Source organism: Roseixanthobacter pseudopolyaromaticivorans (genome assembly GCF_043195145.2).
Taxonomy (GTDB): domain Bacteria; phylum Pseudomonadota; class Alphaproteobacteria; order Rhizobiales; family Xanthobacteraceae; genus NCEH01.
The window spans coordinates 262,234-281,100 of the sequence record NZ_CM195539.1 but is presented as its reverse complement, the minus strand read 5'-3'; the positions used below and the strand labels follow the sequence as shown (position 1 = coordinate 281,100).

Below are 18,867 nucleotides of genomic sequence, written 5' to 3'. Positions count from 1 at the left end.
CATTTAGTTTCCTAGTCAATCAAGGAGCAGACATGCCGTCCGTCCCGCTCGTTTCGGACCTTTCCACCCATCTCGGCTTCCGCCTGCGCATGGTGTCGAATCACGTATCCCATGCCTTCGCGACCAAGCTCGCCGACAAGGGCGTGACGGTCGCCGAATGGAGCGTGATGCGCACGCTCTATGGCAAGGACCCCATGCCGCCCAGCCGCCTCGCGGACGCCATGGGCATGACGCGGGGCGCGATTTCCAAGCTCGCCGAGAGGTTGATCGCAAAGTCGCTGATCGTGCGGGAGGCGAATGCCGAGGACGGCCGCGCGCAGACCCTAGGGCTGACCGAGCGCGGCGCCGCTGTGGTGCCGGAACTGGCCGCGCTGGCCGACCGCAACGATGCGGAATTCTTCGACTGCCTCACGGGCGATGAACGCGAGACGCTGGAGCGGCTCCTGAAGCGCCTCGTCGAGCGCGGCCACATGACGGCACTGCCCCTCACTTGAACCCAGTCGAGCCAGCCTTACGGAGACGCACATGAAGGATGAACAGAAAGCCATCGCCCGCGCCTGCCTCGATGCGGCGGAGGGCAACACCATGACCTTTCCGCAGATCGTCGGGACCTTGATGGAAGCGGGCTTCGAAAGCTACACCATCGACTACCGGCGGGCGACGGCCACCTATTATCTGGCGGACGGCACGAGCCTGGAATTGCAGGTCCCCGCCACCGAGGGAGCGGTTGCGCCGAGCCTCGACGCCGCCCTCATGCAGGCCGCGATCCGCGAAGCGCAGCAGCAGGTTCCCGGCTATACCTATAGGGGCTTCTGCCGCAAAGCCGTGGCGGCGGGATGCGCCGGCTACATGGTTTCATTCTCCGGCCGCCGCGCGCTATATGTCGGCCGCACCGCCGAGGTCCACGTCGAACCTTTTCCGGACCGCTAGAGGCAGGCCCGCTCCTGCGTCACGGACGGCATCGCGACAGATCTCGCCCCGTGCGCAGGCCGTTTGCCGAACTTCGGCGCGAACGTTCGGGCGAAATGGCACCTTCATCCGCCGAAAAGCCGCGACGAAGGGCTGAGATGTGCCACAAAACCACTGTTCGTCCGCGCTAACCCATTGTTTCACGTGAAACATTTTTGGAAGAAAGCCCAGGCGGGCGGGCTTTGCGCCGTCTCTAATCCACGTCTTTTCCGTTCCAGCGCTTGGCCAAGGGCGAGGCGATGCCGAACAGATCGAGCGCGCGCGACACCGTCTGGTTGACGATGTCATCCACCGAAGTCGGCCGGTGATAGAAGGCCGGAACGGGGGGCATGATGATGGCGCCGTTGCGGGTGGCCTGGGCCATCAGGTCGATATGGCCGGCATGGAGCGGCGTTTCCCGCAGCAGCAGCACCACCCGCCGCCGCTCCTTGAGGCACACGTCGGCGGCGCGCACCACCAGTTCCTCATTGAAGCAATTGGCGATGCCGCTCAACGTCTTGATGGAGCACGGCGCGACCAGCATGCCGTCGGTGACGAACGAGCCGGAGGACAGGTTGGCGCCGATGTCCTTGGGATTGTGCACATGGTCGGCCAGCGCCCTCACCTCCTCGGGAGAGAAATCGGTCTCCGCGAGCAGGGTGCGCACGCCCGAGGGCGTGATGATGAGGTGGGTTTCCACGTCCTCGATCTGGCGCAGAATCTGAAGCGCCCGCACCCCATAGATGGCACCGGAGGCCCCGGTCAGGGCAATGATCAGGCGGCGCATCAGAAGGTCTCGCTGGGAAGGCTGGGCTGGACGGCGGGGAACGCGGGGGGCGAAGCCTCCGCGCTGAAGCAGGCCGAAACGATGATGGCGATATCCGAGCGCTCTTGCGCATCCGCGCCGCGACCGGTCGCGAGCGAAACCACCTCCAGCATCGCCGCGCGGGCCAGATGCTCGGGCGCGGCCGGCGAAGGGGTCGTGGCGAGGTCCTGGAAGAACGCATCAAGCTCTTCAAGCTCAATGAGTTCCGCTCCGATTTCGACGCCCTGGACGGTGCCGCGCAGGCCGCCCGTCCGGGCACTTGGCGCCGGGTGCGGCCCGGTTTTCAGCCGGCGCCGCACCGCCCGCAGCGGCAGCACGATGTCGCGATGCCACTCGCCAACCCGCCCATCCGCCGCAGCCGCCGTCTCCGGCGAAAGCTCGCGCCGGCGGCAGGCGCCGACCCAAGCCGCGAACAGCAGCAGGTTCACATTGAGCGCGGTCTTCTCCTGCAGCCGCAGGCACGCGGGCGCCACGCCCTCGCGGCCGTAGAGCTCCAGTGCGAATTCCTTCAAGGACCGGTCGGCCATCCGCATCGCCTCAGCCGCCGCCGGTGGTCGTGGAGGTGACGTCGCGCACCGACCAGGAGGTGAAGCGGCGCTCCCACAGATCGAACAAGGCATACATGCCGATGCCGAGACCGCCCACCACCACCAACGCGGCGAACACCAGCGGCATATTGAAATTGGAGCTTGCGACCAGCATCACATTGCCGATTCCGGTATTGCCGCCAATGATTTCCGCGATCACCGAACCCACGAAGGACAAGGTGATGGCGATCTTCAGCGAGGCGAAGAAATACGGCAGCGACCGGGGAATGCCGATCTTCACGATCATGTCCCGCCGCGATCCGCCGAGCGAGCGCATCAGCTCGGTCAGTTCCGGCTCGATGGTGGAGAACGCCAGCGCCACGTTCGCCACCACCGGGAAGAACGACAGCATGAAGGCCGTGATGACCGCCGGGACGAACCCGAGCCCGAACCACACCACGAGGATCGGCACCAGCGCGGCCTTGGGCACGCTGTTGAAGGCGACGATCACCGGATAGACGGCGCAATAGGCGAGGCGCGAGGAGCCGACGATGATCCCGAGGGCGAGCCCGAACACCACCGCGATGCCGAAGCCGATCACCGTCGTCGTCAGGGTCGACAGGCCGTTGGTCATGAGCGGGTAGCGATATTGGTAGAGCGCCTTGATGGTCTCGCCAGGGGTCGGAAGGATATAGGCCTTCACGTCGAACACCACGATCACCAGCCACCAGAGCAACACCAGGATGAGGGTCGTCACCCACGGGGCGATCCGTTCGAGGGTCTTGGAGCTCATGGGGTTTTCCCCTCGCTGATGGCCTGGCGCAGCTCGTGGACGACATCCACGAACGCCGGTTCGAATGTGGTTTCGAGCGTGCGGGGCCGCGCGATCTCCACGCTCCGGTTCTTGATCAGGCGGCCCGGCCGCGAGGACATCACATGCACCGTCTGCGCCAGATAGACCGCCTCGCGCAATTCGTGCGTGACCAGCACGATGGTGCATTTGCGGAACAACCACAGATCCTGGAGCACCGACCAGAGGTCTTCCCGCGTGAAGGTATCGAGCGCCGCGAACGGTTCGTCCAGCAGCAGGATCGAGGGCTCGTGGATCAGCGCGCGGCACAATTGGGCGCGCTGCTGCATGCCACCCGAGAGCTGCCAGGGCATCCGCTCGGCAAAGCCGGTGAGACCCACCTTCTCCAGCAGGGCATCCACCTTGGCGCGGTTTTTTTCGCGATCCTGCTTCAGCGTGCGGCGATGGGGTTCGACGATCTCCAGCGGCAGCATGATGTTGTCGCGGATGGTCCGCCACGGCAGCAGGGTGGCGTTCTGGAACGCCATGCCTACGGTCTTGAGCGGCTCGGTCACCTCGCGCCCGGAGACGCGCACCTGCCCCGCGCTCGGCTTCACGAGACCGGCGATCAGCTTGAGCAGGGTGGACTTGCCACACCCGCTCGGTCCCACCAGGGCGACGAATTCGCCGAGTTCGATGTCGAGGCTGGCACCGGAAACCGCCAGGGTCCCCGATGCCGACGATCCATACCTTAGATCGACGTTTCTGATTTCAATAAAGCTCATACGACTGGACCTTCGACCGCCGAGCCCGCTCGACTAACCCTGGATCTTCAACCCGGCGCCTTCCAGGATGGCACGGGCCCGGGCCCGGTCGGCCTCGGAAATAACAAGCCGCTCCGCAAAATCGCGGCCAGACGGCCGGGTCGCGTCGATGCCCATCTTGGTCAGGGTGAAGTTTTCGGGATCGGAGCTCGGATCCAGGATGGCACCCTTGGCCCCGGGAATGAAGAAAATATCCTTCTCCGCCCGAACACGGGTCGCAATGGCCCAGAAGACGTCGTTGATATCGAAGATATCGACGTCGTCATCCACGACGATGACGTATTTCGTATAGAGCTCGGTGCCCAGCGTGGCCATGATGGCCATCTGCGCTTCGCCTTCTGCGGTCTTCTTCATCGATATGATGGCAACGAAGGCCCCGCAGGTGGAATGCGGCACATGCACAGCCTTGACGTTCGGCAGGTTCCGCTTGAGGGCGTTGAGGATCTCGCCTTCCCGCGTCACGCAGGAAATCAGAATGTGATCCTTCGCCATGCCGGAGGTCACACTATGGAACATCGCGTCGCGGCGCATGCGAATGCGGTGCGCGACAAAGACGTTCTGCGTCGAGCGGTAGGAGGCATAGCCAGTAAACTCGCCGAACGGCCCTTCCGGCTCGTGAACATCGGCGAGGATCTCGCCTTCGATGATCATCTCGGCGCCGGCCGGCACATCCAGATCGCCGACGCCACACTTCGCAAGACGATACGGCTCGCCGAACAGGCCGCCGATGATCTCGAACTTCCGCACCTGGGGCGGATAGGCGTAGGTCATCGAGCCCATATAGTGCAGAGGGTGAATGCCGATCGTGATGGCGACCGGGAGATTCTGTCCCATTTCTTCCGCGCGGCGATGAAATTCATACATGCGCCGGCGTGAATGCAGGGAAACGCCAAGCCGGTTCTTCCCACGCAGCATCAGGCGGTGGAAGCCCGTGGTGTCCACCCCGGTCTTGGGATCGCGCGCGGTGAGCTGGCCGGCGGTGATATAAGGCGCCGCATCCACCGAGAACTGCAGGGGAATCGGCAGCTTCGTCAGATCGATGTCGTCGCCCTCGATGACCACTTCGTTCCAGGGCGCGTTATCGACAATCTCGCAGGGCAGATAATTCTGGCACCGCTCACGGAACGCCATCGGCAGTTCGGCAGCAGAAACGCCAAGGCAGGCGGCAAGCAACTTGCGGTTCGCGGCAACATTCGTGACGCAGGGCATGCCCTTGCCGCCCAAATCCTCGAACACCACCACCGGGCTGCGGCCTGCGCGCTCCAGCTCGAAAACCACTGCGGTGGATTCCAGTTCGATCTCGACCCGCCCTTGAATACGCAGCATTTCTTCCGGGAATTCACGTTCCACCATGTTCAGGAAGCCGCGAAGGCCCTGGCGATCCAAAATATCCAAGCTCTGCACAGAACTACCCTTTCTTGGCGGACTATTCGTTTTTTCTTATCAACGCTTCAGCACTTTACGGACCGATCTCGCGCAACCATTCGGATTCATCGCGCACGGATGGAGTGCGACTCTTTTTTCACGCTGACTTGCCCGATCACGCTGACGCGGCCTGTGAGCGCAGGTCGTTCGCGTCGCCAAAGCGATCGATATAATCAGCATACTGACGATATCGACGCCGAAAGCGCGACCTCACTCCGCCGCTCCGATTTCGTCAGTGTGCTGATGGATTGATTTCGCGTCAATGCGATTTTTTAGGCGAGAACTGCCTATAAAGTGCGCAGAAGCGCGCGGCCCTCATCGTTGTTGGATTCCACCAGAAGGGTCAGTTGGCGGATGAATTGGGCCCGCTCCTCAGCCGGGAGCGGCGCGATAAGGCGGGTGTGCGCCTTCTCCAGGGCCGCCTGCATCTCGCCGACCATGACCTCCCCCTGCTCGGTCAGGAACGCCCGGCGGATGCGCCGGTCATCTTCCGTCGCCTCCCGTTTGATGAGGCCGCGTTTCTCCAGCCGGGCCAGCACGTTCGAGGTGGTGGTCCGATCCACGCCGATCTCCGCCGCGAGCGTAGCCTGGTCGAGGCCAGGCTGGATCAGGAGCACCTGCATCACGCTCGATTGAACCGGCGTGGTGCCAAACCGCTCGCATTCCTGGAGATAGATGGCGACATAGATCTGATGCAGGCGCCGGATCAAGAAGCCGGGCCGTTTGAAGAGCCCCTCGGCCATCCGCTTTGCACGTTCCGACACGCCGCACCGCCCCTTTGGCTGACATGCCGGAGCATGCCGCGAATCCGCATTTTCAAACGACCTTCAAAAGGAACCATCTTCCCCCGCCAAAATCCAGGGGCCGGCAGCGGCCGATGCGGAAACGCAAGGTAAGAAAGGGTGAAGCCGCAAGCGCGGGCCTGCGCTTGGAGCATCCGCCGCGGGCGGGTACACTTATGGCTTCTAGTGGATCGGCTCCAAATCAGATCAAGGAGTTTTGGCCCTGACACGGGGATCGCGGCAGTTGGTTCTGGCGGTGTTGATGGCGGGGCTCGGCGCAGCTTCCGCGCATGCGGCCGGCTGCCCGAAGCTGAAGGCCATGGCACCGCCCGCCTCGTCCGAAGCGGCAACTTCTGAAGCCGGCAGTGCCTGGCAGGTGGTGACTGGGATCGCCGATGGCGCGTTCTTGCTGTCCGGCGGCGAACGGCTGGTCCCGAAGGGCGTCGTCCTGCCCACGCGTCTCAATCCCGAGGCTGAAATTCCCGCGCAGGCCGAAGCCGCGGCCCGCGCCACGCTCGTCGGCCGCACGCTTCAGCTGGGCCCAAGCGAACAAGACCGCTACGGCCGTCGCGTTGCCGACGCCTTGGTTTTCACTCCTAGTGGGCCCGTTCCACTGGCGCAGGCGCTGCTGCAGGCCGGCGCTGCCTATGCCGATCCCGCCTCCTTGCCGGCATGCGCGGGGGAATTGAAAGCGGCCGAAAGCGCAGCCCATGGGGCACGGGCGGGCCTGTGGGCGTCCGCATCCGCGCGCCTCGATGCCGCCGATATCGACGCCGTTGCAGCCCGCGTCGGATTGTTCACCCTGGTTGACGGCCGGGTGGCCGCCGCCAATTCCGTGCACGGCCTCCTCTATCTCAATTTCGGCCCCCGGTGGCGGGAGGATGTCACGGTGACGCTCCCGGCATCCAGCGCTGCCAGAATGTCGCGCGCCGGCCTCGCTCCCGCCATTTTGCCCGGCACCTTTGTGCACGTGCGTGGTGTGGTTAACGAAGAGGGCGGGCCCATGCTCGCCCTGCGGACGGCGGCTGCGCTGGATTTCGAGGAGCGGATGCGTTGAAGGGGGTTGGCGGGTTCGGGCCGAGGCCAGAGGGAGCCGGGATCGTTCCCGGCGCGCGCGTGCTGCGCGCGATCCTGCTCGGCCTCGGCCTCTCCGTGCTGCTGACCGCTTGTGCCGGTGTCGACATGGATCGGTTCAGCACCTCCGCCCCCGACGGGGGGGCGCGCGCCGAGCTGCCGGAGATGACGCCGGCCCAGAAGCGCGAGCACGAGCGTCTGGTCGCGAGCTATGGCGGCGCCTATGACGACCCGGAGCTGAAGGCGCTGATCCAGCAGGTGGTGGAACGCCTCGTGGCAGCCTCCGAGCGGCCGGACCTGCGCTATCGCGTCACCGTACTGAATTCACCCGCCATCAACGCGTTCGCCTTGCCCGACGGCTCGCTCTACGTGACCCGCGGCCTGCTGGCGCTCGCCAACGACACGTCCGAACTCTCCTCGGTTCTGTCGCACGAGATGGCCCACGTCATCGCGCGCCACGCCTCCATCCGCGAGGACCAGACCAAGCAGGCGGTGCTGGTGAGCCGGGTGATCTCGGACGTGGTCAACGACCCCGACCTCGGCGCGCTCGCCATGCAGAAGAGCCGCATGTCGCTCGCCAGCTTCTCGCGCGGCCAGGAGCTGGAGGCAGACGCCATCGGCGTCGGCATTTCCGCGCGCGCAGGCTTCGATCCGTTCGGCGCCTCGCGCTTCCTCACCGACATGGGCAAGCAGGCCAGCCTGCGCAGCAGTGGCGGCGGGCTCGGCGGCATGGCCTCCGGCACCACGCCGGACATGGACTTCCTCTCCACCCATCCCGCGACCCCAGAGCGCATTTCCATCGCCAATGCCAACGCCCGCCAATATGCCACCCCCAACGGCAGCGGCGCCTCGGGCGCCAGCACCGGGGAGCGCGACAAGGCCGCCTATCTCTCGGCCATCAACGGCATGGTCTATGGCGACGACCCGAAGGAAGGGTTCGTGCGCGGGCGCAAGTTCTTCCACCCCAAGCTCGGCTTCACCTTCGTGGCGCCGGAGGGCTTCTCGCTGGAGAACACCTCCCAGGCCGTGCTCGGCGCCACCGCCTCCGGCTCGGAGGCGCTGCGGCTCGACGCGGTGCGCGTGAACGGCGACCAGTCACTCGGCCAATATCTCTCCTCCGGCTGGATCGAGGGGGTGGAGATCAATTCGGTGGAGACGCTCACCGTGAACGGCTTCATGGCCGCGACCGCGGTGGCGCGGGGCGAGCAATGGTCGTTCCGCATGTTCGCCATCCGCTTCGGCTCGGATGTCTATCGCCTGATCTTCGCCGCGCGGAACCTCACGCCGGAGCTGGATGCGCAGTTTCGCGAGGCCGCCGACACCTTCCGCCGCGTGGCCAGCGATGAGGCGGAGACTGTGAAGCCGCTGCGCATCCGCGTGGTCTCGGTCGGCCTCGGCGACACGGTGGACAAGATGGCGTCCCGCATGCAGACACCCGACCGGCCGATGGAGCGCTTTCTCATCCTCAACGGGCTCGATAAGGACGCCAAGCTGCGCTACGGCGACAAGGTGAAGATCGTCACCGACTGATCCCGGCCGACGTGCCGCCGGCGGCACGCACAGCCCAAACCGCGCGAAGTGCGCTGCAATATGCGCGGGTTTCCCCCGGATCGGGCCCGAAAGCCAAGCAAGCCTTGCAAAATAGCCGTTTCTGCACTACGTAAGCCGCGTCCGAGACAGTGACCTTCATGCGAGGGCCGTTCGGGCGGGCCGGGGGCGCGGGATACGCTGCCCTCGAAATGTCGGAGGCAGCCCGCCTTGGCTTTCGCTCGGTGCCTGACCTTGCACACCTCAACCTGCTTCGTATCGAGCGGCCTTTGCGCCGGCCCATCGGCTTTGCCGGTGGCGGTTCGGGTGTCTCCCGGACCATCCGCACGATACGGGCGTCCATATCAAAGACGCCGGCGCGAGACAGTTCGGAGACTAGATGTCGTTCGCAGAAACCACGCGTGAAGATTTTGCCTCGTTGCTCGACGAGAGCTTCGGCCGCGCCGATTTGCAGGAAGGCGCCGTCGTCAAGGGCATTGTGGTCGCCATCGAGAAGGATCTGGCGATCATCGATATCGGCCTGAAGACGGAAGGCCGCGTTGCCCTTCGTGAATTCGCCGGCCCCGGCCGGGAAGTGCCCATCGCCGTGGGCGATGAAGTTGAGGTGTATCTCGAGCGGGTCGAGAACGCCATGGGCGAAGCCGTTCTCTCGCGGGACAAGGCGCGCCGCGAAGAGAGCTGGGTCAAGCTCGAGAAGGCGTTCACCGCCAATGAGAAGGTCACGGGCGTGATCTTCAACCAGGTTAAGGGCGGCTTCACCGTCGATCTCGACGGCGCCGTGGCCTTCCTGCCGCGCTCTCAGGTCGACATCCGCCCGATCCGCGACGTCGGCCCGCTGATGCACAACCAGCAGCCGTTCCAAATCCTCAAGATGGATCGCCGCCGCGGCAATATCGTCGTGTCCCGCCGCACCGTGCTGGAAGAGACCCGCGCCGAGCAGCGCCACGAACTGGTCCAGAACCTCGAAGAGGGTCAGGCCATCGACGGCGTGGTCAAGAACATCACCGATTACGGCGCGTTCGTTGACCTCGGCGGCATCGACGGCCTGCTGCATGTCACCGACATCGCGTGGCGTCGCGTGAACCACCCCACCGAAGTGCTGAACATCGGCCAGACGGTGAAGGTGAAGATCATCAAGATCAATCACGAGACCCACCGCATCTCGCTCGGCATGAAGCAGCTCCTCGGCGATCCGTGGGAGGGCATCGAGGCCAAGTATCCGGTGGACGCCCGCTTCAAGGGTCGCGTCACCAACATCACCGACTACGGCGCGTTCGTGGAACTGGAGCCGGGCATCGAAGGCCTGATCCACGTTTCCGAAATGTCGTGGACCAAGAAGAACGTCCACCCCGGCAAGATCGTCTCCACTTCGCAGGAAGTCGAAGTGCAGGTGCTCGAGGTGGATCCCGCCAAGCGCCGCATCTCGCTCGGCCTGAAGCAGACGCTTCAGAATCCGTGGGAAGCGTTCGGCGAGAAGTATGCCCCCGGCGCGGTGGTTGAAGGCGAAGTCAAGAACAAGACCGAGTTCGGCCTGTTCCTCGGCCTCGACGGCGATGTGGACGGCATGGTCCATCTCTCCGACCTCGACTGGAACCGTCCCGGCGAGCAGGTGATCGACGAATTCCGCAAGGGCGACGTGGTCAAGGCCATCGTCCTCGACGTGGACGTCGAGAAGGAGCGCATCTCGCTCGGCATCAAGCAGCTCGCGGGCGATCCGTTCGCCGAAGCCGGCGATGTCAAGAAGGGCGCCATCGTCACCTGCGAAGTCACCGACGTGAAGGACGGCGGCATCGAGGTGAAGCTCACCGGCACCGACCTGACCGCCTTCATCAAGCGCTCCGAACTGGCGCGCGAGCGCAACGACCAGCGCCCCGAGCGCTTCTCGGTCGGCGAGAAGATGGACGCCCGCGTCACCCTGTTCGACCGCAAGGCGCGCAAGGTGCAGGTCTCCGTCAAGGCGCTGGAGATCGCCGAGGAGAAGGAAGCCGTGGCCCAGTACGGGTCGCAGGATTCCGGCGCCTCGCTGGGCGACATCCTGGGCGCGGCCCTGCGCCAGCGCGCGGACGACGCTAAGGAGTGATCGGTCGCCTTCGGGCACCCGCTCCACGAAAAGAGAAAGGCCGGCCTCGCGCCGGCCTTTTTTATTGGTGACGCCGGATCGGGGAATTGCCCCGCTGGCACGGATGAGCGGGGAGCCGCTCCGCCCGCGCCCGGCAGGCCGCGGATCAGTTCAGCCGCAGGATGAAGCGGCGATTCACCGCCTGGAGCGGACGCGCATTCATCTGGAAGATGGCGCGGAACGCGTCGATGTCGGCCTGAGCGACTTCGATGGACGTGGCAAACACGTTCCAATCCACCACTTCCGCGCAGGGCGGCGTGGTGAGCGAGCCTTCGTAGCGATACAGCGTGCGGTCGCCCGGCAGGAACGCGCTGACGTCCATGGCGTCCTTCAGCAGGGCCCCACCCTCGGTCTTGGGTGCCGCTGCCATGACGGTCGCGAAGGCGTCGTTCTTCTTGCCTGCCTTCATGAAGACGCCGATCACCGCGAGGCCGCCGGCGGGAGCGGCATGAACGAAATGTGCCTCCATCGCGGTGCGCTCGCCGCCGAGCGCGTGCTCGCTCGGGGCATGGAAATGAAACTGCCGGAGCTCGTACGATGTCTTGCCGAGGGTGACGCTGCTGGACGCGGCGGTGGCGTCGGCCTGGATCGTGTGGCCGTTATTGGTGACCTTGAACATCTGCGGCTTCCAGTCGGGAACAACCGGATGCAGCACGGTCGCGACGCTGGCGTCGAGATCGATGGGCGATTGCTGGGCGCCAACCTGACAGGTCTTGAAATCGCCCGCCAACTGACCCCATTCGCTCGGTCCGCCGTGGCCTTCATAGGTCCAGTGGACAGTGGAATCGGCCAGGGCCGCCTGCGCGCAAAGCGGACATGCGGCCAGGCCCTTGAGAAAACTGCGACGCGTGAAAGACATTTTGTTTATGCCCCCAGTAAGCGTTTCTGCGAGCGGAAACATAGCTAGGGTTGCACACGCATGCCACGCTTAAGCTGCGATCCTCGCCAAAATGGAACAGATCCTTGGGCACAGCGAGGCCGACGCCGGAAGAGGCAGAAAACCTTGCCGACTCAAGAGATGTGGCGCCAACCGGATGGCGGGTTGCCAAAGGCCACGCGCACGCTTAACTGACGGGGCCGGGGGCGGCAGGAGAAGCGCAATGTCGCTGGACGTGGACCAGATCGTCGACCGCCGCCGCTTGCGGCACAAGCTCACGTTCTGGCGCACCCTGGCGGTGCTGGCCCTGGTTCTGGCCATCGGCGGGGCCACCTATTATGCGGTCGGCCGCTCCGATCTTGAGTCCTCGCCCCATGTGGCGCGCCTCATCATCGGCGGCATCATCCGCAATGACCGCGACCGGGTGGAGCTGATCGACCGGATCGCGAAATCCCGCGCCTCGGCGGTGATCCTCTCCATCGACAGCCCCGGCGGCACGGTCACCGGCTCCGAGCAATTGTTCGACGCCCTGCGCCGCCTCGCGGAAAAGAAGCCGGTGGTGGCGGTGGTGGAAGGCATGGCGGCGTCCGGCGCCTATATCGCGGCCATGGGAGCGGACCATATCGTCGCCCGGCGCAATTCGCTGGTCGGCTCCATCGGGGTGATCTTCCAATTCCCCAATGTCACGGACCTGCTCAAGAACGTCGGGGTGAAGATGGAGGACATCAAGTCCTCCCCCCTGAAAGCTGCGCCCAACGGCTATGAGCCCACCAGCCCCGAGGCGCGCGCCGCCATCAATGCGCTGGTCGTGGACAGCTATGATTGGTTCAAGGGCCTCGTGGCGGAACGCCGCGCCCTCTCGGACGCGAAACTCGCCACCGTCACCGACGGGCGGGTCTTCACCGGCCACCAGGGACTGGAATTGCAATTGGTGGACGAACTGGGCGACGAGCGCACCGCGCGCGCCTGGCTGAGCCGGGAGAAGGGCATTCCCGAGCGTCTGCGCACCCGCACCTGGTCCAGCAAGACCGCCGGCGACGAGTTCGGCTGGCTGCGCGGCAGCGCGTCCTGGCTGCTCTCGGCGGTGGGCCTGCAGGAAGCCGCGCAGCTTGTGTCGCAGATCGCGAGGGGCGCCCTGGAACGCACTCAGCTTGACGGGTTATTGGCCCTCTGGCACCCTCAGATCGGGTCGTGAAGCCATAGGCGGAACACGAACATCCACCCCATCGCCCCCGCAACCTGGGGACGCGTGTACGAGCCGGCACCCGAATTGGGTTGCGGGCGCCCATGGATCGGTCCCGAAGGAAGCTGAGCGGTCATGATTAAGTCCGAGCTGGTCCAAAAGATCGCCGAGGCGAACCCGCATCTTTATCAGCGGGACGTGGAAAACATCGTCAACGCCATCCTGGAGCAAATCGTCTCCGCCCTGGCCCGTGGCGACCGGGTGGAATTGCGTGGCTTTGGCGCCTTCTCCGTGAAGAAGCGCGACGCACGCACCGGCCGTAACCCGCGCACCGGCAAGCAGGTGGACGTGGACGAGAAGATCGTCCCCTATTTCAAGACCGGCAAGGAGATGCGCGAGCGTCTCAACATCGAGGGATGATTCTGTCCGTGCGGCGCTTTCTTTCCGTTCTCATCGGCCTGCCGGTGTGCATCATCGTCGTGGCCCTGGCCGTTGCCAATCGCAAGATGGTGACGGTGTCGCTGGACCCGTTCAGCCCCGATTCCACCACCTTGGCCGTGACCCTGCCGCTGTTCGCACTGATCTTTGCGACGCTGATCGCCGGCGTCGTCATCGGCGGTGCCGTCACCTGGCTCGGCCAACGCCGCTTCCGCAAGGAAGCCAAGCGCGCCCGCAGGATGCTGCCCCCGGAGCCGCCGCGTTCGGCCTCCGGCGCACCGGCCCTGCCGGCCCCAATCCGCAACGCCTGATCCGACCTATGCGTAACGGCGTGAGGCGCGGGCCTACGCCGGCTCAGCATGGGGTCGCCGCCGCCCTCCCTTTTCGCTTCCGCTGAAGATGGCGACCGGAAATTCCCGGATCAGTGACCGACGCCGCGCGGCACTTCGAGCCGGGCGCGTTCGGAATCCAGCCGCTCGATGATCAATTTCGCCACCAGCGTGAACAGCGCGACCGCCGCCAGAACCGTCGCTGCGGCAAAGGCGGCCGCCACCTGGCTGTCCTGGTAGAGCAGCTCGATCTGCAGCGGCAAGGTGGAGGTCTGGCCGCGAATATTGCCGGACACGATCGACACGGCGCCGAACTCGCCCATCACCCGCGCATTGCACAGGGTGGCACCGTACAGCAGCGCGAAGCGCACGTTCGGCAGCGTCACGGTGCGCAGGATGCGCCAACCCGAGGCACCGAGCGTCACCGCCGCCTCCTCCTCGTCGCGGCCCTGGGCCATCATCAGCGGCACGATCTCGCGCGCGACGAACGGCGCCGTCACGAACAGGCTGGCCAGGATGATGGCGGGAATGGCGAACATGATCTTGATGTCATGCGCCTGCAGGAACGGCCCCAGCAGCCCCTGCGCGCCATAGACGAACAGATAGGCGACACCCGCGACGATGGGCGAGATGGAGAAGGGAAGCTCGATCACCGCCAGCAGCAAGCCGCGGCCGGGGAAGGAGAACTTCGCCACGGTCCAGGCCGCGGCGATGCCGAAGGCCACATTCACCGGCACGCACACCAGCGCGGCGAAAAGCGTGAGCCCCATGGCGTGCAGCGTGTCGGGTCGCACCAGGCTCTCGGCGAAGGTGGCCCAGCCACGCCCGAAGGCTTCCGAGAAGATCGAGGCGAGCGGCGCCAGCAGAACGAAGACCGTGACCGCCATCACCAGCGCCACAAGGATGGTGCGCGTGAGGAATCCATCGCCGACCCGGCGGCGCGCGGGAGACGCCTGATCGCTCATGGCTCAATCCTCTCGGATGGCGCGGCGCTGGTGCCACGCCTGGATGAGATTGACGCTCACCAACAGCAGGAAGGCGAGACCCAGCATGGTGGCCGCGATGGCGGCGGCGGCGGGGTAGTCATATTCCTCGATGCGGATAAAGGCGAGCAGCGCTACGATCTCGGTGCGGAAGGGCTGGTTGCCGGCGATGAACACCACGGCGCCGAATTCGCCGAGCGAGCGGGCGAAGGCCAGCGAGCAGCCCGCCAGGAAGGCCGGAAAGATGGCCGGCAGGATCACGGTCCAGAACACGCGCAGATCGGAGGCGCCGAGCGTGGTCGCGGCCTCCTCCACATCGGCGGCGAGGTCCTCCAGCACCGGCTGGACGGTGCGCACCACAAACGGCAGGCTGGTGAACGCCATGGCGCAGGCGATGCCGGCGGGGGCGTAGGCCACCTGAATGCCCCACTCCGCCAGCGGCCGGCCGAACCAGCCGTTCTTCGCGAACAGCGCCGTCAGCGCGAGCCCGGCGACCGCCGTCGGCAAGGCGAACGGGACGTCCACCAGCGCATCGAGCCAGCGCTTGCCGGGAAACTCATAGCGCACCAGCACCCAGGCGAGGGCAAGGCCATACACCGCATTGAAGGCCGTGGCAGCGGCGGCGGTGGTGAAGGTGACCTGGAACGACGCCAGCGTGCGCGGCGAGGTGATGATCGCAATATAGCGCGCGAACCCCACATCCCCGGCTTTCAGCAGCAAGGCGGCGATGGGCAAAAGAACGATCAGGCCGAGATAGGTGAGCGTGATGCCGAGCGACAAACGGAAGCCCGGAATGACGCTGAACATGAAAGGTCCCTTATATCGCGCGCAGACCGTCGCCGATTGTGCCCGCCCTCAAGGAACGGGCGGCGCGCAGGCCCCTGTGAAGATCAATAGCCCGGAAGATAGAAGCGGTCCGGCAGCGGATAGCGTCCCGGAACGATCGTCGACTGGCCTGCGCCATAGGTCGGATAATTATATTCCGCCGGCAACGCATAATCGAGATAGGACTTGGAACCGGGCTTCACCACCGTGCCGGCATCCAGCGGCGAGCGCTTGGTAACGACGATCTTGGTGCGGGGCTTGGACACCTTCGCACTGGTCTGCTTGGTCGTGGTGGTGCTGGTGGTCGTGGTCGTGCTTGAGGCGGTCTGGGCCTCGGCCATGCCGACGGACGCGAACGTCAACGCAGCGGCGATGGTGAGAAGCGGCGCGAAACGCATAGGACCCTCCAGCACGACACATGAGCCGTTCCGATTCCGGTTACGGCACGAACGCATTGTAAGCAAGGAAACCCTCACGGTCGAGGTCGGTTCCTTTACTGAGGACGCGATCGCGTGACCCGCCAGCAACACCCCGTCGCCGCACGCCATTGCACCGCATCGCACCCCATCCATTGCGCAAAGCCGCGCGAGAGCTTAAATCACGGCCCTCCGGCATGTGAGACCGGCAACTTCAAGGGAAGAACATGGGTTACAAGGTCGCCGTCGCCGGCGCCACAGGCAATGTGGGCCGGGAGATCCTTTCGATCCTCGACGAGCGGGGCTTCCCCGCGGACGAGGTGGTCGCGCTTGCGTCGCGCCGGTCCATGGGAACCGAGGTCTCGTTCGGCGACAAAACCCTGAAAGTGAAGGATCTCGCCACGTACGACTTCTCCGACACCGACATCTGCCTGATGTCGGCCGGCGGAGCCGTGTCGAAGGAATTCTCGCCGAAGATCGGCGCCGCGGGCTGTGTCGTGATCGACAATTCCTCGCAATGGCGCACCGATCCCGACGTGCCGCTGATCGTTCCGGAAGTGAATGCCGACGCCATCGTCGGCTTCAAGAAGAAGAACATCATCGCCAATCCCAATTGCTCAACCGCGCAATTGGTGGTGGCGCTGAAGCCGCTTCATGATGCCGCGACGATCAAGCGCGTGGTGGTCTCCACCTACCAGTCCGTCTCCGGCGCCGGCAAGGATGCCATGGACGAGCTGTTCGCCCAGACCCGGGCGATCTTCGTCTCCGATCCGGTCGAGCCGAAGATTTTTCCCAAGCGCATCGCCTTCAACCTGATCCCCCAGATCGACGTGTTCATGGAGGACGGGTACACGAAGGAAGAATGGAAGATGGTGGTCGAGACCAAGAAGATCCTCGATCCCAAGATCAAGCTCACCGCCACCTGCGTGCGGGTGCCGGTGTTCATCTCCCATTCCGAATCGGTGAACGTGGAATTTGAGAAGCCGCTCGATGCCGAGCAGGCGCGCAAGATCCTGCGCAATGCGCCGGGCATCCTGCTGCTCGATACCCGCGAGCCGGGCGGCTATGCCACCCCCCACGAGGCGGCGGGCGAGGACGCGACCTATATCTCGCGCCTGCGCGACGACCCCACCGTGGACAATGGCATCGCTTTCTGGTGCGTCTCGGACAATCTGCGCAAGGGCGCGGCGCTGAACGCGGTGCAGATCGCGGAAGTGCTCATCAACCGCAAGCTGATCACCTCGCGCCGCAAGGCGGCGTGAGGCTCAGCTTCTAAAACACGCAACGCTCGAACGGCCCTCTTCGGAGGGCCGTTTTCGCTTGTGACGAGGGGCTCAGGCGATCTTGCTGGCCGGCGGCGGCAGCATGGAGCCGGTTTCGCGCGCCCGCACATGCCAGGAGAGCGCCTCCTCGATGAGATGCGGGGTATGCCCGCCACGGACGAGCGCCCGCTCGAAATAATCGGCGATCTGGTCACGATAGAGCGGGTGCACGCAATTGGCGATGATCAGCCGCGCCCGCTCCCGCGGCGCCAGCTCGCGCAGATCGGCAAGGCCGATGTCGGTCACCACCACGTCCACGTCGTGCTCGGTATGGTCCACATGGGACACGAACGGCACGATGGAGGAGAGCGCGCCCGCCTTGGCGATGGATTTCGTCACGAACACCGAGAGATAGGCATTGCGCGCAAAATCCCCCGAGCCGCCGATGCCGTTCATCATCATCGTGCCGCCCACATGGGTGGAATTGATGTTGCCGTAGATGTCGAACTCCAGCGCCGTGTTGATGGCGATGATGCCGAGCCGGCGGATGATCTCGGGATGGTTGGAGATTTCCTGCGGCCGCAGGATCAGGCGCGGCTTGTAGCGGGAGATCTGCGGGATCACCGCGTCATATTTCGTCTTGGACAAAGTGATGGAGGAGCCCGAGGCGAAGTTCAGCTTGCCGGCGTCGAACAGGTCGAAGGTGGAATCCTGCAGCACTTCCGAATACATGGTCAAATCGTGGAACGGGCTCTCGATGAAGCCGTGCATCACCGCGTTCGCAATCGTGCCGATGCCCGCCTGCAGCGGCTGGAGACGGTTGGTGAGGCGCCCGCGTGCCACCTCATGCTTCAGGAATTCCATGAGATGGCCGGCGATCGCGGCGGTCTCCAGGTCCGGCGGCAGGACGGTGGAGGCGGAATCCAGCTTCTTCGTCACCACGATGGCGGCGATCTTCTCCGGCGGAATGGCGATGAAGGGCAGGCCGACCCGGCTTTCCGGCGACACCACGGGAATGGGCTCACGGAACGGCCTGCGGGTGGGGATATAGATGTCGTGCAGCCCCTCCAGCTCCATCGGCTGGGAGAGGTTGATCTCGATGATCACTTTTTCCGCGAGGATCGCGAAGGTGGCCGAATTGCCCACTGAGGTGGTGGGGATGATGCCGCCCTGGGCGGTGATCGCCACCGCCTCCACCACTGCGACATCAATCGGGCCGAGCTGGTGGGTGCGCAGGTGCTCCACCGTCTCGGAAAGGTGCTGGTCGACGAACATCACCTCGCCGGAATTGATTGCCTTGCGCAGCGCCGGGTCGGCCTGGAACGGAATGCGGCGCGAGAGCACGTGGGCTTCGGCCAATTGCTTGTCGAGGTCGTTGCCCAGCGAGGCGCCGGTGACGAGAGTGATCTTGAACGGCTCGCGCTTGGCTCGTTCCGCGAGCGCCATGGGCACGGCCTTGGCCTCGCCGGCGCGGGTGAAGCCGCTCATGCCCACCATCATCCCATCCTTGATGTGGGACGCGGCTTCCTCCGCGGAGACCACCTTTTCGAGGAGCGAGGCGAGGCGGATCCGGTCGTGCGGCATGAACGAGGCTTCCTGCTGATCCTGAGGACAAGGCAAGAAACACCATTGGCACGCGGCCCGCGACCTCGGTATTCCCCGTTGGTCGCAGCTTTTCTCAACCGCCCGCA

At 65.0% G+C, this 18,867-nt stretch carries 20 protein-coding genes; 9 read left to right on the top strand and 11 right to left on the bottom strand.

Annotation, left to right across the window (positions count from 1 at the left end; all coding sequences use genetic code 11):
• Nucleotides 1-32 precede the first annotated feature (32 nt).
• Both V5F68_RS01245 and V5F68_RS01240 read left to right on the top strand, forming a co-directional pair.
• Nucleotides 33-494: a MarR family winged helix-turn-helix transcriptional regulator gene (locus V5F68_RS01245; protein WP_394015995.1), complete on the top strand. Its 462-nt coding sequence runs from the start codon at nucleotides 33-35 to the stop codon at nucleotides 492-494.
• A 31-nt stretch (nucleotides 495-525) separates the two neighbouring features.
• The gene (locus tag V5F68_RS01240; protein ID WP_394015994.1) at nucleotides 526-930 is read left to right on the top strand and encodes a DUF1398 domain-containing protein; all 405 of its coding nucleotides are present in this window, start codon (nucleotides 526-528) and stop codon (nucleotides 928-930) included.
• 232 nt (nucleotides 931-1,162) lie between these two features.
• Here V5F68_RS01240 and V5F68_RS01235 read toward each other — a convergent pair whose 3' ends face one another.
• The 6 genes from V5F68_RS01235 to V5F68_RS01210 all read right to left on the bottom strand — a co-directional run bounded on the left by V5F68_RS01235 (nucleotide 1,163) and on the right by V5F68_RS01210 (nucleotide 6,104).
• Nucleotides 1,163-1,735, bottom strand: a complete 573-nt coding sequence (locus V5F68_RS01235; protein WP_394015993.1) for a UbiX family flavin prenyltransferase — start codon at nucleotides 1,733-1,735, stop codon at nucleotides 1,163-1,165.
• The gene (locus tag V5F68_RS01230; protein WP_394015992.1) at nucleotides 1,735-2,301 is read right to left on the bottom strand and encodes a TIGR02444 family protein; all 567 of its coding nucleotides are present in this window, start codon (nucleotides 2,299-2,301) and stop codon (nucleotides 1,735-1,737) included. The genes V5F68_RS01235 and V5F68_RS01230 overlap by 1 nt, the downstream gene beginning before the upstream one ends.
• Nucleotides 2,302-2,311: 10 nt before the next feature.
• The gene (locus tag V5F68_RS01225; RefSeq protein ID WP_394015991.1) at nucleotides 2,312-3,094 is read right to left on the bottom strand and encodes an ABC transporter permease; all 783 of its coding nucleotides are present in this window, start codon (nucleotides 3,092-3,094) and stop codon (nucleotides 2,312-2,314) included.
• Entirely contained in the window at nucleotides 3,091-3,876 is a 786-nt protein-coding gene (locus V5F68_RS01220) for an ABC transporter ATP-binding protein (RefSeq protein ID WP_445322319.1), read from the bottom strand. Before V5F68_RS01220 ends, V5F68_RS01225 begins: the two co-directional genes overlap by 4 nt.
• A 33-nt stretch (nucleotides 3,877-3,909) precedes the next feature.
• Complete coding sequence (locus V5F68_RS01215; protein WP_394015990.1) at nucleotides 3,910-5,319, bottom strand: UbiD family decarboxylase; 1,410 nt, start codon at nucleotides 5,317-5,319, stop codon at nucleotides 3,910-3,912.
• 308 nt (nucleotides 5,320-5,627) lie between these two features.
• Nucleotides 5,628-6,104, bottom strand: coding sequence for a MarR family winged helix-turn-helix transcriptional regulator (locus tag V5F68_RS01210; protein WP_348846822.1), 477 nt, complete (start codon nucleotides 6,102-6,104; stop codon nucleotides 5,628-5,630).
• A gap of 280 nt (nucleotides 6,105-6,384) precedes the next feature.
• Here V5F68_RS01210 and V5F68_RS01205 point away from each other — a divergent pair, with 280 nt between their 5' ends.
• The 3 genes from V5F68_RS01205 to rpsA all read left to right on the top strand — a co-directional run bounded on the left by V5F68_RS01205 (nucleotide 6,385) and on the right by rpsA (nucleotide 10,824).
• Nucleotides 6,385-7,179, top strand: coding sequence for a thermonuclease family protein (locus V5F68_RS01205; RefSeq protein WP_394015989.1), 795 nt, complete (start codon nucleotides 6,385-6,387; stop codon nucleotides 7,177-7,179).
• A gap of 59 nt (nucleotides 7,180-7,238) precedes the next feature.
• A complete protein-coding gene (locus V5F68_RS01200; RefSeq protein ID WP_394016011.1) occupies nucleotides 7,239-8,726 on the top strand; it encodes a M48 family metalloprotease in 1,488 nt (495 codons plus the stop codon).
• A 397-nt stretch (nucleotides 8,727-9,123) separates the two neighbouring features.
• Nucleotides 9,124-10,824 carry a 30S ribosomal protein S1 gene (gene rpsA, locus V5F68_RS01195; RefSeq protein ID WP_394015988.1) on the top strand — a complete coding sequence of 567 codons (1,701 nt, stop codon included), beginning with the start codon at nucleotides 9,124-9,126 and terminating at the stop codon, nucleotides 10,822-10,824.
• A gap of 145 nt (nucleotides 10,825-10,969) precedes the next feature.
• Here the strand turns inward: rpsA and V5F68_RS01190 are convergent, their stop codons facing one another.
• Nucleotides 10,970-11,722, bottom strand: a complete 753-nt coding sequence (locus V5F68_RS01190; RefSeq protein ID WP_394015987.1) for a carbonic anhydrase — start codon at nucleotides 11,720-11,722, stop codon at nucleotides 10,970-10,972.
• Nucleotides 11,723-11,963: 241 nt separating this feature from the next.
• On the opposite strand from V5F68_RS01190, the gene sppA reads away from it, so the two are divergent.
• From sppA to V5F68_RS01175, 3 genes are all read left to right on the top strand, one after another.
• On the top strand, nucleotides 11,964-12,935 hold the full coding sequence (gene sppA / locus V5F68_RS01185; protein WP_348846828.1) for a signal peptide peptidase SppA: 972 nt from the start codon (nucleotides 11,964-11,966) through the stop codon (nucleotides 12,933-12,935).
• Nucleotides 12,936-13,058: 123 nt separating this feature from the next.
• Complete coding sequence (gene ihfB / locus V5F68_RS01180) at nucleotides 13,059-13,343, top strand: integration host factor subunit beta (protein ID WP_348846829.1); 285 nt, start codon at nucleotides 13,059-13,061, stop codon at nucleotides 13,341-13,343.
• An 8-nt stretch (nucleotides 13,344-13,351) separates the two neighbouring features.
• Nucleotides 13,352-13,672, top strand: coding sequence for a lipopolysaccharide assembly protein LapA domain-containing protein (locus V5F68_RS01175; protein ID WP_394015986.1), 321 nt, complete (start codon nucleotides 13,352-13,354; stop codon nucleotides 13,670-13,672).
• A gap of 110 nt (nucleotides 13,673-13,782) precedes the next feature.
• Here V5F68_RS01175 and cysW read toward each other — a convergent pair whose 3' ends face one another.
• The 3 genes from cysW to V5F68_RS01160 all read right to left on the bottom strand — a co-directional run bounded on the left by cysW (nucleotide 13,783) and on the right by V5F68_RS01160 (nucleotide 15,896).
• Entirely contained in the window at nucleotides 13,783-14,655 is an 873-nt protein-coding gene (cysW, locus tag V5F68_RS01170; RefSeq protein ID WP_394015985.1) for a sulfate ABC transporter permease subunit CysW, read from the bottom strand.
• Between the two features lie 3 nt (nucleotides 14,656-14,658).
• Nucleotides 14,659-15,480 carry a sulfate ABC transporter permease subunit CysT gene (cysT, locus tag V5F68_RS01165; protein WP_394015984.1) on the bottom strand — a complete coding sequence of 274 codons (822 nt, stop codon included), beginning with the start codon at nucleotides 15,478-15,480 and terminating at the stop codon, nucleotides 14,659-14,661.
• An 83-nt stretch (nucleotides 15,481-15,563) separates the two neighbouring features.
• A complete protein-coding gene (locus V5F68_RS01160; RefSeq protein ID WP_394015983.1) occupies nucleotides 15,564-15,896 on the bottom strand; it encodes a hypothetical protein in 333 nt (110 codons plus the stop codon).
• A gap of 245 nt (nucleotides 15,897-16,141) precedes the next feature.
• On the opposite strand from V5F68_RS01160, the gene V5F68_RS01155 reads away from it, so the two are divergent.
• On the top strand, nucleotides 16,142-17,176 hold the full coding sequence (locus tag V5F68_RS01155; protein WP_394015982.1) for an aspartate-semialdehyde dehydrogenase: 1,035 nt from the start codon (nucleotides 16,142-16,144) through the stop codon (nucleotides 17,174-17,176).
• A 72-nt stretch (nucleotides 17,177-17,248) separates the two neighbouring features.
• Here the strand turns inward: V5F68_RS01155 and scpC are convergent, their stop codons facing one another.
• Nucleotides 17,249-18,760, bottom strand: coding sequence for a succinyl-CoA:acetate CoA-transferase ScpC (scpC, locus tag V5F68_RS01150; RefSeq protein WP_394015981.1), 1,512 nt, complete (start codon nucleotides 18,758-18,760; stop codon nucleotides 17,249-17,251).
• Between the last annotated feature and the right edge of the window lie 107 nt (nucleotides 18,761-18,867).

What these genes read in the sequence shown, in the direction of transcription:
- V5F68_RS01240 (WP_394015994.1), top strand. Translation starts at nt 526, where the DNA reads ATGAAGGATGAACAGAAAGCCATCGCCCGCGCCTGCCTCGATGCGGCG.
- V5F68_RS01225 (WP_394015991.1), bottom strand. Translation starts at nt 3,094, where the DNA reads ATGAGCTCCAAGACCCTCGAACGGATCGCCCCGTGGGTGACGACCCTC.
- V5F68_RS01190 (WP_394015987.1), bottom strand. Translation starts at nt 11,722, where the DNA reads ATGTCTTTCACGCGTCGCAGTTTTCTCAAGGGCCTGGCCGCATGTCCG.
- rpsA (WP_394015988.1), top strand. Translation starts at nt 9,124, where the DNA reads ATGTCGTTCGCAGAAACCACGCGTGAAGATTTTGCCTCGTTGCTCGAC.
- cysT (WP_394015984.1), bottom strand. Translation starts at nt 15,480, where the DNA reads ATGTTCAGCGTCATTCCGGGCTTCCGTTTGTCGCTCGGCATCACGCTC.
- sppA (WP_348846828.1), top strand. Translation starts at nt 11,964, where the DNA reads ATGTCGCTGGACGTGGACCAGATCGTCGACCGCCGCCGCTTGCGGCAC.
- cysW (WP_394015985.1), bottom strand. Translation starts at nt 14,655, where the DNA reads ATGAGCGATCAGGCGTCTCCCGCGCGCCGCCGGGTCGGCGATGGATTC.
- scpC (WP_394015981.1), bottom strand. Translation starts at nt 18,760, where the DNA reads ATGCCGCACGACCGGATCCGCCTCGCCTCGCTCCTCGAAAAGGTGGTC.
- V5F68_RS01235 (WP_394015993.1), bottom strand. Translation starts at nt 1,735, where the DNA reads ATGCGCCGCCTGATCATTGCCCTGACCGGGGCCTCCGGTGCCATCTAT.
- V5F68_RS01155 (WP_394015982.1), top strand. Translation starts at nt 16,142, where the DNA reads ATGGGTTACAAGGTCGCCGTCGCCGGCGCCACAGGCAATGTGGGCCGG.
- V5F68_RS01205 (WP_394015989.1), top strand. Translation starts at nt 6,385, where the DNA reads ATGGCGGGGCTCGGCGCAGCTTCCGCGCATGCGGCCGGCTGCCCGAAG.
- V5F68_RS01245 (WP_394015995.1), top strand. Translation starts at nt 33, where the DNA reads ATGCCGTCCGTCCCGCTCGTTTCGGACCTTTCCACCCATCTCGGCTTC.
- V5F68_RS01230 (WP_394015992.1), bottom strand. Translation starts at nt 2,301, where the DNA reads ATGGCCGACCGGTCCTTGAAGGAATTCGCACTGGAGCTCTACGGCCGC.
- V5F68_RS01160 (WP_394015983.1), bottom strand. Translation starts at nt 15,896, where the DNA reads ATGCGTTTCGCGCCGCTTCTCACCATCGCCGCTGCGTTGACGTTCGCG.
- V5F68_RS01220 (WP_445322319.1), bottom strand. Translation starts at nt 3,876, where the DNA reads ATGAGCTTTATTGAAATCAGAAACGTCGATCTAAGGTATGGATCGTCG.
- ihfB (WP_348846829.1), top strand. Translation starts at nt 13,059, where the DNA reads ATGATTAAGTCCGAGCTGGTCCAAAAGATCGCCGAGGCGAACCCGCAT.